At 35.6% G+C, this 9,151-nt stretch carries 15 protein-coding genes and 1 pseudogene; 9 read left to right on the forward strand and 7 right to left on the reverse strand.

From position 1 onward, the window contains the following. Positions 1–35 precede the first annotated feature (35 nt). The 6 genes from BLW54_RS18970 to BLW54_RS21410 all read right to left on the reverse strand — a co-directional run bounded on the left by BLW54_RS18970 (position 36) and on the right by BLW54_RS21410 (position 1,925). A complete protein-coding gene (locus tag BLW54_RS18970) occupies positions 36–215 on the reverse strand; it encodes a YjzC family protein (protein ID WP_074736271.1) in 180 nt (59 codons plus the stop codon). A 72-nt stretch (positions 216–287) separates the two neighbouring features. Further along, complete coding sequence (locus BLW54_RS18975; protein WP_074736273.1) at positions 288–569, reverse strand: general stress protein; 282 nt, start codon at positions 567–569, stop codon at positions 288–290. A 157-nt stretch (positions 570–726) separates the two neighbouring features. After that, complete coding sequence (locus BLW54_RS18980) at positions 727–990, reverse strand: CBS domain-containing protein (protein WP_244153547.1); 264 nt, start codon at positions 988–990, stop codon at positions 727–729. Beyond that, the gene (locus BLW54_RS21065; protein WP_244153548.1) at positions 975–1,118 is read right to left on the reverse strand and encodes a hypothetical protein; all 144 of its coding nucleotides are present in this window, start codon (positions 1,116–1,118) and stop codon (positions 975–977) included. The genes BLW54_RS18980 and BLW54_RS21065 overlap by 16 nt, the downstream gene beginning before the upstream one ends. 430 nt (positions 1,119–1,548) lie before the next feature. Further along, positions 1,549–1,707 (reverse strand): DUF2512 family protein, encoded by a 159-nt coding sequence (locus BLW54_RS21405; RefSeq protein ID WP_439330202.1) that lies wholly within the window; start codon positions 1,705–1,707, stop codon positions 1,549–1,551. Then, positions 1,683–1,925, reverse strand: coding sequence for a DUF2512 family protein (locus tag BLW54_RS21410; protein WP_439330203.1), 243 nt, complete (start codon positions 1,923–1,925; stop codon positions 1,683–1,685). Before BLW54_RS21410 ends, BLW54_RS21405 begins: the two co-directional genes overlap by 25 nt. A gap of 523 nt (positions 1,926–2,448) precedes the next feature. On the opposite strand from BLW54_RS21410, the gene BLW54_RS18990 reads away from it, so the two are divergent. From BLW54_RS18990 to BLW54_RS21355, 6 genes are all read left to right on the forward strand, one after another. Next, a complete protein-coding gene (locus BLW54_RS18990) occupies positions 2,449–2,622 on the forward strand; it encodes a YjzC family protein (protein ID WP_074736275.1) in 174 nt (57 codons plus the stop codon). A 41-nt stretch (positions 2,623–2,663) separates the two neighbouring features. Continuing rightward, positions 2,664–2,864: a manganese catalase family protein gene (locus tag BLW54_RS18995; RefSeq protein ID WP_074736277.1), complete on the forward strand. Its 201-nt coding sequence runs from the start codon at positions 2,664–2,666 to the stop codon at positions 2,862–2,864. A 347-nt stretch (positions 2,865–3,211) separates the two neighbouring features. Next, on the forward strand, positions 3,212–3,361 hold the full coding sequence (locus BLW54_RS21070) for a hypothetical protein (protein ID WP_244153549.1): 150 nt from the start codon (positions 3,212–3,214) through the stop codon (positions 3,359–3,361). A gap of 453 nt (positions 3,362–3,814) precedes the next feature. Continuing rightward, on the forward strand, positions 3,815–4,042 hold the full coding sequence (locus tag BLW54_RS19005) for a hypothetical protein (protein WP_074736279.1): 228 nt from the start codon (positions 3,815–3,817) through the stop codon (positions 4,040–4,042). Positions 4,043–4,448: 406 nt separating this feature from the next. Then, a complete protein-coding gene (locus tag BLW54_RS19010; RefSeq protein WP_074736281.1) occupies positions 4,449–4,661 on the forward strand; it encodes a hypothetical protein in 213 nt (70 codons plus the stop codon). Between the two features lie 394 nt (positions 4,662–5,055). Continuing rightward, positions 5,056–5,232: a hypothetical protein gene (locus tag BLW54_RS21355; RefSeq protein ID WP_439330204.1), complete on the forward strand. Its 177-nt coding sequence runs from the start codon at positions 5,056–5,058 to the stop codon at positions 5,230–5,232. A gap of 45 nt (positions 5,233–5,277) precedes the next feature. Here BLW54_RS21355 and BLW54_RS20830 read toward each other — a convergent pair whose 3' ends face one another. Further along, complete coding sequence (locus BLW54_RS20830) at positions 5,278–5,454, reverse strand: hypothetical protein (protein ID WP_167358841.1); 177 nt, start codon at positions 5,452–5,454, stop codon at positions 5,278–5,280. 106 nt (positions 5,455–5,560) lie between these two features. Between BLW54_RS20830 and BLW54_RS20530 the strand changes: the two genes are divergently transcribed. The 3 genes and pseudogenes from BLW54_RS20530 to BLW54_RS19035 form a co-directional block, all read left to right on the forward strand. Next, positions 5,561–5,734, forward strand: coding sequence for an amidohydrolase family protein (locus BLW54_RS20530; protein ID WP_139254224.1), 174 nt, complete (start codon positions 5,561–5,563; stop codon positions 5,732–5,734). 270 nt (positions 5,735–6,004) lie between these two features. Beyond that, on the forward strand, positions 6,005–7,462 hold the full coding sequence (locus BLW54_RS19025; RefSeq protein ID WP_074736283.1) for a DUF2254 domain-containing protein: 1,458 nt from the start codon (positions 6,005–6,007) through the stop codon (positions 7,460–7,462). Positions 7,463–8,969: 1,507 nt separating this feature from the next. Then, positions 8,970–9,151: pseudogene (locus BLW54_RS19035) on the forward strand (NAD(P)-dependent oxidoreductase); the annotation flags it as partial.

Genomic DNA, 9,151 nt, shown 5'->3' on the forward strand with positions numbered 1-9,151 from the left:
TGATCCACGTAAGGCAGGGTAATTTTAGAAAACTATTAAGATGATTTTACCCAATAAGCTGCTTCATTTTCAGATGGGGAAGGTGGGAATTGATCTCCTACATTTAAGCTGATTTCAGTATTATCATCTGTTTTATTTCCATTTACAAGGTTATCGACTTTATAGTTACCGGATTCTGGAGCTTTTTCACCTGTTTTAAACTGTTTGTTGGCCATAGTCAAACACCTCCGTTATAATTGTATTAATTAAATAAAGTACCTAGCTTTATTTGAACAAGCGGCTGCGACTTAGTTATTGTTAGAACCATTACCTGAGTTGCGGCCGCCTTTTTTACCTATCTTCTCATAATGTTCTTCTCCGTACTTATTACTTGTAGTTTCTCCGCCTTTTTGGCCAATCTCTTCGTAAAATTCTTGATCGTGCTCTTGAGCGGTAGTTTCTCCACCTTTTTGACCAATATTTTCAAAGTGTTCTTGATCGTATTTGCGGCTTACCTTCTCTCCGCCTTTACGGCCTGCTTCTTCCGTTGTCATGGTTTGGTTTTTGTTTTGATTGTTATTCTTAGCCATTTCATATACCTCCTTAAAATGTATATAAATATTTACCACCCATAATGGGTAATTTAAACTTGATTTCTACATGTCATATTTTCTTAATGTACTTTAGGAGGTTTTAGTTTAATGATATAGTTTTACTCTTATAACTATATCTATCGATCATAATCTTTTAATTGTTACTTGTTTCTTTGGCTGTTTCCCTTACAATATTGCCTGCTATTTTATCTGCACCCTTGATTCCAATATCTCCTATACTGACCACACCGCTAAATTTATCTTCATCTACAATTAACAGGCGGCGAATTTGATGATCCTGCATCAGCCGAACTGCTTCAGCTACTTCCATGTCGGAAGACCCTGTCACAACTCTTTCTGTCATAACATCGGAAGCTTTTAAATCTTCAGGAGAGCCGTTGGCTAACCCTTTAACCACGATATCTCGATCTTAATAGGCACAAAACCAATATCTTCTTGTTTTATACATTTAGCAAGCGTAGATAAGTTGTCGGACGCTTCACGAGATACCGAGTCGGTATTCATATATTCTCTTAATGCTGTCATCTTCCAACCACCTTTCTAGTTAATTTTTTGTTTACATTAAATTACATTTACTTTTACGGGCCACTTCAAACAATATCTATGGTATATAATCATATATCCTATAACTTTGTTAAAGTGAAGCATGAGGCGCTACATAGAGTATCCCATTAACTGAATTTTAAGAACCCCTGGGGAAGAATTTTTTCACCCATGGTGTTGATTAGAGTTAAAGAAAGTTTCCCCTAACCACTAAAGATAAGAATTAGGTGGGCATGCCTCTTAGCTTAGTTTTTTTAGAAGACCTAATGAAGGAAAGAATCTTGTTACAATTTCGTTTCAGTTTATTGGAATTTCTTCTTTCCTTTTAAAAAGCTGCTTCCCCGCGTCTCATGTGACCCTTTTGCGATGCCCTCCCGATTGAAAGTTAGGAGCTGTGTTTCATGGGTAATGCTTAGTGCGTATAGGAGCGTACACGAGTATTCTTGGGTAAAACATGTGAAGCTAAATAAATGTGAAATCCATACTCTGCAATAGCAATAATGACGGCTGAAAATAATGCTGCCACGACGGCTGATCTATCCACATTTATAAACCAACTAACGGCAGCCACACGATAAGAAATGTTATACCAAGATCAGAGAATGTGGCTGTTAAATTATTTGTTTTTGGAAGGATAAAGAGATCTCCTGAAAAGTAGGACACGAGCCCAAGCACAAGAGTGAGTAGCAATACTCCAACGAAAGGAGCTCCGTACCCCACACCTAATACTAAATAAAGGGCGACTAACGTTAACATACCTTTGACTAATAAAGCTTTAACATGCTCCATTTCTTTAAAACTCCTTTCTTCAATGGATTTATGCTTCTATTTCCTGCCTCTCGAGCTTGTAAACTTAAAACACCAAAAACAGTGATGGGAAAAACGTTACGCCAAATTTAGGAAGTTCTATTTATGGTTTTGAGGGCTATGAATGAAAATAAGGTATTACAATAATATTACATGGCAAGATTTGGTTTGATTTAATAGATAAACGAGAAAGCACTCTATATGACACGATAAATCTCTATAGGAGGTCCATCGACATGACAACAAATAATCAAAGAAGTAACTACAGAGGAAGTTGGTCGAAAAGCGGGGAAAAGTGGCATAAGAGTATAGTGAGAAACTTTTGAAAGTATCCTCGAAAGGGTGGAGAAACCCCTAGCTGGAAATATGGGGAATAATGAGAAAATCGGCCAAAAAGGTGGTCATAAAGTAGGAAACGGCTCCACTCGTAATGCCTGATTTGAGAGAAGCCACATTAGCCGTAAAATATTAAATAATCAATGGAGGTGTTTTAAGATGGCAAAGAATGAGCAATTTAAAACAGGTGAAAAAGCCTCCCGAAAGTGGAACATATAAAGTGGACAGCCTAGTGAACGGGAACACGAGCAAAAGTAAACAGTCTATCAAACTTAATGAAGGAGAACAGTTCCCACCGTCTCCATCAGATAATGACGCAGCGTATTGGATTAAGACATCCTAAAATAATGCCTTTCAATTATAAGGAGGGATTCTTTTGATACGATGCATCAGAATCAATGGATCGCGGCTCTCAAGGAGCTGGAAGAGGAACATGAAACGACCGTTCCGTCGTCCACTGTGCCAAAAGAGTGGGAAGCCACTGATTTCTCTTATGATTTACTTAACTTCTCTGAAGGAGAAGAAAGTAAAGAGGGGAGCTGGATGTCTGGGAAAACCCCAGATGGAGAAGGTTTGGTTATGTGAAAGAACCGCAAGTACATGGTGGAAAGTAAGAGTTGAAATCAGCGCCTTCCTATATGCATGGCACACCGCCAAAGAGCAAGGAAAAGAGTGGAATTTATAAATAAAAGGAGGATGTTACATGGTTAAAAACAACAATTATACTCAACTCAACATGAAATATTGGAAGTACATGAAATGCTGACAATAAAAAATCTGCTTGCGCGGCTAAATCTTCACTAATGCAGGGATTAGCGACGGATAGTGGGTTGAAGGAACTGCTTGAGGAAGACGCTAAAGTTGCCCAGGAAGCTATAGAAGAATTGAAGGGTATTCTTGAAGAAGCTAAATAAAAAAAGGAGGATGAAATCATGGCTGGATTATTAAATAAAATCAACAATAAAGATTTAATTACTGATGAAGTTATCGCAAGAGACTTGCTGGTTTTAGAAAAACGGCCGTTAGAAATTATTCTGTGGCCATTACAGAAACAGCTCGTCCTGAAGTACACAAAATTTTAGAAAAATAACTAAATAATGCGATTGATATGGATCATAAGGTTGTCACATATATGATTGTATCATACCTATGATGTGAAAGAGCAGGTCAACCATGATTTGAAAAAGGCAGTTATGGTGCTGGATATGCCCACTAATAGCCAATAGGTTTAAAAAGGAATATTATTTATGGCCGAAAATAATAAGAAGCAAGAAAAGCGGGACGTACTTTCTCCTGAACAGAAACTGAAGGAGAAGGACCCCAATCGTGATATTGATCCACAGCCGTGAAGTAGAGGGTACAAAAAAAGAAGGAAAGTGAAAAAAAAACTGAAGATTACTAAGAAAAATACTTTAAGAAATTAACTATAATGAATTTAGGTGGTTGGTTCACTTAATAATACAGGAACCGCCTATTATTGGAGTGGAATTTTCTTGTCAGTCATCATCTATATTACAAAGGTTAGGGTGATAAAAATGTTAGTGCAAGTAGAATGGATTAATTATCATAAAAAAAGTGAATTGGATCGTCCACAATTATTTAAAATAATTGAAAATATAACGGTTGAAAAAGAATATAAGAGAGAAGGGAAGTTAAGAGAGACAACCCAAAAAGAGATCGCATTAAAATGTAAACTGCCAAAAGAGGATATACAAATTGTCCAATGTAGGATCATTAAGGAGGATGGATGCTTTAAGGAATGACAATTACTGTAATTAGTAGTAAATCCATTCAAATATATCTTAAAAGATATAGGTTCCCCCATTCCCCCTTTCAAAAATAAACCGATTTTATTCAACATAATTTCCGATTTTTAAGATGGCTGTTTTACTTGACCTTGGTTTATTATGGTTATAGCAGTTCAGCCTAGGTTTATCCTTGTTTTCAATTTATTTTATGATCAGGAAACGTTCACCCATTTTCTATTTTAATTTCTGTATTGCCATTTTCGGTAGAACTTCCCTCTTCTGAATGATAAAAATATCGAAAGGTCATCTGAATAAAACAAAATGTAATTATCTTTAATTGCTTTTCTGTTTACGTTTATACCAAAGGATACGGGGAAACAGTTAACTGTTAACAGAATAGAAGCACAAGGAGGAAGAAGAGATGAAGGTAATTGACAATGTCCGATTATACAAGCCATTTAATAGTGAGCATGAAAATGGACTGTATCATGCTGTTTTAGATAATGGCAAGTTCAGAGAAATTAAGGAAGGTCCCTACGATAAAGATGATAATACGGAAATAATCAAAGGCGTGGAAAGACACTGGCTCCCTCATTTAATGATACACATCTTCATTTACTTAGGTTTGGATTGATGGATAAAGAATTGGGTTTTAGAGAGATTACGTCTTAAGAAATCAAAAAATTGGTCAAGAAGAAATTCAATCATGAAAAAATGGAGGAGAATGACGTTGTACATTTTAATAAATTCCACTTCAGACAAAAATCAAAAAGGAGATAAAAGAAGCTGTTGAAGATGGAGATTGACTGAAAATAGGGATAACCTCTGTACATACAGATGACTTAAACTATGTTGGTTCATTTCGACTTTATAGAATACCTATACAGAACTCGAGGAAGAGGGAAAGCTACCATAGATGTCCAACTTCATCATTATATTTTCAACATAAATGATATAAAGAATTTCATTGAGGAATCAAATATGCGCATGGGAGATGGAACGCATGGGTTAAGGTAGGAGCTATTAAGATTTTTCTTGATGGCACACAGCCCATCCATACAACTGCATTAAGGAAACCATATACAGATAAACCTGATACAGATGGCATCCTAAATTACTCTCAAAGAGAATTAAAAGATATATTACGTTTGGTAGATGAAAATAATCTTCAGGTAACGATGCATGCAATAGGTGACAGGGCGTAGAAGTTGCTCTTGTCTGGACTGCACGTATATGGAATCGCTCTTTTATTAACCGTATTCCATATATTGCAATAATTTACTCGTTCTTCCCAAAACCCATTTCGCTGTATCATTATATTCACTCATCATAAATCCCGATTGAATTTCTAAGTATGGTTTAATTTCTGTCAGCTTTTCGAGTAGATCAGGAGCAAGAACCTGAGCATGGAGGATCCGATGGCGCATATGAGTCTCTCCTCCTGTTCAATAGCATTGTCCAATTGGTCCCCTGTTCCCATGATTCAAATGTTTCCTGCAATTTAGATCAGGGAGGCAGCCTATATGGGGGTGGATGCCAGAAGAAAAAGTAAGCATCGACACCATCTATAAAGCTTATACTGAAATTTCCGCACAACTAGAATTCAAAGAAGAAGTGAAAGGTAAATTACAAGAAGGATTTTTAGCCGATTTTGTGCTGATTTCGCAGCATCTTATGAAGGTAAAGCTTTTGATATTAAAGATATAGAGGTCTTGGAAACATGGCCCCAGAGAGAAAAGGTCTACTCAAAGTAATTCTTGGATTTAGAAGGACGTTTACGGAAATTAAAACTTTCCAAACTTGTCGTATTCATAGTTGTAGGAAAAAGCCATTTTACTGCCTCCTCGCTAGGGGACGTTTTCTATTCCCTCCTCTACTTATTTAAAAATCATTGTGTATTCGTAATTTAGTCAGTATATGTACCATATTACCTGAATTAATAATATTAGGGAAGCGAAGGATGGAGGATTTTTAATAATGGGAGTGAATTTAAAACAAGAAACAAAAAAATACTTTAATATGTCCAAGAGAGAAAGGTGGATTTATAAATTTTCTAACCTTTGGCTGACGCCTGTTATTTTTTCAGTGATGGCCTTTATACTATTTCTTTTTACTTCATGGGTTGATCTTTGGATGAATGTTGGCTCTCTAGTTCCTTCATTCTTAAATCCAAGTTATGAATTAACTCGCAACATTTTAAGTACATTGACTGCTGGTCTTCTATCACTAACTTCTTTCACTTTTTATGGGGTGTTGACCGCGCTTACTACCTTTTCTGGTCAATTTTCACCCCGAATCTTAAGAAACTTTATGATTACAAAGAGAACTCAACGGACGTTAGGGATTTTTATAGGAAGCTTTTTATATGTACTTCTGAGCTTACTATTTCTGAATAAAGAAGCAAACTACTTTTTTATACCGACTTTCGCAACTATTGTAGCTGTCATTTCACTAGGAGCTTTTGTGGTCTTTATCAACCATATAATTACCTGGTTACAAATAACAAACATGACATTAGATATGAAAACGGAATCGATAAATATTATGGATAATTCATTAATAAAAGTATTGGAGACTTACCGTGTTGAAAACATAAATGTAGTTAAAGAGGATATCCCTAAATCTGAAGGAACCCAGGTGGTAATTCAAAATTCTGGATATTTGCAAAAGGTTGATTTTATTGGGCTAATTCAGGAAGCAAAAAAGGATGCCATAGTTTTAAGATTAGAATACAAAGTGGGTAGTTTTGTATTTAATTCTACTCCGTTATTCACCTATTGGAAGAAAAGTGCGTCAAGTGAAAATATTGATATAGAAAAATATATGGATATGTTTCGATTTGGAAAAAAGCAAACAGAAATTCAAGATATTGAATTTAGCCTAAATAAATTTGTAGAAATTGCTATACGAGCTTTAGGTAACCATGATCCAAAAACAGCATCTGGTACGATCTACCAACTAGGGGACTTGCTGATAAATATTTCACAGAACGCAAACTTTACTCCTTATCTAGTAGATAATCAGCGTAATCTTCGTGTTATACTAAAGAGTTTAAAATTCGAAGATTATTTGTATATCAGCTTTGCCTCTATACGACATTACTCAAGGAAAAATATAGTGGTTACCATGGATTTATTAAATGTCCTTCATGCAATCGCTCAAGCTGTGAGGGCAAGAGATCATCAGTCTGTTTGGGAGTTTGTGGTATATACGGTTAAAGGTTTTGAACAAGAATATGTGCACAGTTTGGATCGTAAGAAATTTTATTATATTCTATGGGAAATAGCTTCTATAACGGATAATAAAGCTGGTTATTATAACATAGTTGATAAAACATTATCCGCGATTTCTGATAGGGAGGAGTTGAGAGAAGCCAAATCAATAGCTTATCCAGAATTTGAAAGAAAAGAAAATAGCTTCAATGCAGAAGACTAAAGAATATATATTGAAAGTCCTCACAAAAATCTGATGGGCTGACGATACAAATTTTTGTCAGCGAGACAAGTAATTCAAGTAAAAGCATAAGCTAAACCCACACTTAAAGGCTTCTACAATAAAGTGTACAGCAGAGGCTGAGGGAGGTGTTTATACAGACCGATCACTAAGCCCGAGTGGCCCATTATGCTAAAGCATTAGGAGGCTTTCTTTGAATAACTGGTATTGTAATAGGCGAGTAGATGTCGAGGTAAGTAATTAGTATAACGCTAAACCAAGAATAGAGATTGAGTCAGTGAGGTAGGAGTAATATAATTATAATCAATAGCCAAATATCAAAGAAGAAGTGGATAGGAGAATGGCATCTTGATAGAAAGAATCAAGATGCCATATGAATTAAACCTTAATTATGAGAAGTGAAGATCTTCTGGGGCTAGCTCACTTTCATTTGCCCCACATTCAGGGCATTGCGTCCAAAGATCATAAACAACTACTTTATTAAGGTTTTTCTCTGTTACTTTACTAATTAGAAAGGTCTGGAATCTTAGTTTTGAATTCACTCATTCTATCTCTCCTTAGAATTTGCCTTTCATCATTGTGTTTTTTCACTAACCATTGTCTTGCTCCTAATATTAAGGATCTCAACAACATACCAAAGCGCAACTGTTGAAACGTACTTGTAACAAACAAGTTGTTTACCCTGCTGTTTTTTCTGCTGATGGGGAGGGTATTATTTAACATATTTGCCCAACTTCTCATTGATTTAAACTGCATTTAACGGACAATCCTCTACAATAATTCACTTGTATGGCGTTTCTCTGTATAGGGGTAGTGTCAGGAAAATGCATATTTACAACGTTAAGGAAATCCAAATATAAAAAAGCCTATTTTCTCGGTGTTATAAGTGAGAAATTAGGCTTTAGTCACTTCATTAAAGCGCCCTTTTAATAAGCATTAGTTTCCTACAAAATATTAAAACAAATGCTGCTAAAAAGGTAATAATAAATTCAATTGTTTCAATCCTTTTCCGAATTAGGAAAGAAATAATGAGATTAAACACGAATATTCTATTTTAAGATTTACCTTACCACGGCCACGGTATTATCAGATGTAAAGAGAAACAACTCTAATCAAAACACTTACAGGAGTATGTTTCTTATAAACTAAAATACAACTAAATAACAGGATAATACTGTCCATACCGTGGATTACAATAATATGGCGGTCTAGGTCCGATTTTAGGCATTTGCCAAGTATGAGGGTTGGAATCGTATACCATTTCAATCTTTTCATCAGAATGATCCACCAACAAAAATTTTACTTCTGGACTATAATAATACAAAGTGATAACCTCCCTAGAGTTTTTCTTATTCCTTCACCTTATTCAACCTTTCAAAGTATTGAGCCCGTACCAGCAATAGTATTTATACAATGGAGGTTGACTATGCACTTGATTAGCCCATACTACATAAAGTAACGAAGAATGGATATTTCGAGGAGGACTACTATGTCTCAAAAATATCAAAAAAACACAGATGAACAAGGTTATCCAATGTATCCAAACTACGGGAAAATCACACGTTATGAAGACATTCCAATTACTGTGCCAGAACAACGTCAGCTTCGCCAGCCGGGTGTAGAAAAGCTGATGGTTCCAAGACCTATTATTGAAAATCCCAATTATGAGGG

It is taken from the genome of Halobacillus karajensis, assembly GCF_900108515.1.
In the GTDB taxonomy this organism is placed as follows: domain Bacteria; phylum Bacillota; class Bacilli; order Bacillales; family Halobacillaceae; genus Halobacillus; species Halobacillus karajensis.

What these genes read in the sequence shown, in the direction of transcription:
- BLW54_RS18990 (WP_074736275.1), top strand. Translation starts at nt 2,449, where the DNA reads ATGAGCAATTTAAAACAGGTGAAAAAGCCTCCCGAAAGTGGAACATAT.
- BLW54_RS19005 (WP_074736279.1), top strand. Translation starts at nt 3,815, where the DNA reads ATGTTAGTGCAAGTAGAATGGATTAATTATCATAAAAAAAGTGAATTG.
- BLW54_RS20830 (WP_167358841.1), bottom strand. Translation starts at nt 5,454, where the DNA reads ATGCGCCATCGGATCCTCCATGCTCAGGTTCTTGCTCCTGATCTACTC.
- BLW54_RS19010 (WP_074736281.1), top strand. Translation starts at nt 4,449, where the DNA reads ATGAAGGTAATTGACAATGTCCGATTATACAAGCCATTTAATAGTGAG.
- BLW54_RS21070 (WP_244153549.1), top strand. Translation starts at nt 3,212, where the DNA reads ATGGCTGGATTATTAAATAAAATCAACAATAAAGATTTAATTACTGAT.
- BLW54_RS18970 (WP_074736271.1), bottom strand. Translation starts at nt 215, where the DNA reads ATGGCCAACAAACAGTTTAAAACAGGTGAAAAAGCTCCAGAATCCGGT.
- BLW54_RS21065 (WP_244153548.1), bottom strand. Translation starts at nt 1,118, where the DNA reads ATGACAGCATTAAGAGAATATATGAATACCGACTCGGTATCTCGTGAA.
- BLW54_RS20530 (WP_139254224.1), top strand. Translation starts at nt 5,561, where the DNA reads ATGCCAGAAGAAAAAGTAAGCATCGACACCATCTATAAAGCTTATACT.
- BLW54_RS19025 (WP_074736283.1), top strand. Translation starts at nt 6,005, where the DNA reads ATGGGAGTGAATTTAAAACAAGAAACAAAAAAATACTTTAATATGTCC.
- BLW54_RS18975 (WP_074736273.1), bottom strand. Translation starts at nt 569, where the DNA reads ATGGCTAAGAATAACAATCAAAACAAAAACCAAACCATGACAACGGAA.
- BLW54_RS21410 (WP_439330203.1), bottom strand. Translation starts at nt 1,925, where the DNA reads ATGGAGCATGTTAAAGCTTTATTAGTCAAAGGTATGTTAACGTTAGTC.
- BLW54_RS18995 (WP_074736277.1), top strand. Translation starts at nt 2,664, where the DNA reads ATGCATCAGAATCAATGGATCGCGGCTCTCAAGGAGCTGGAAGAGGAA.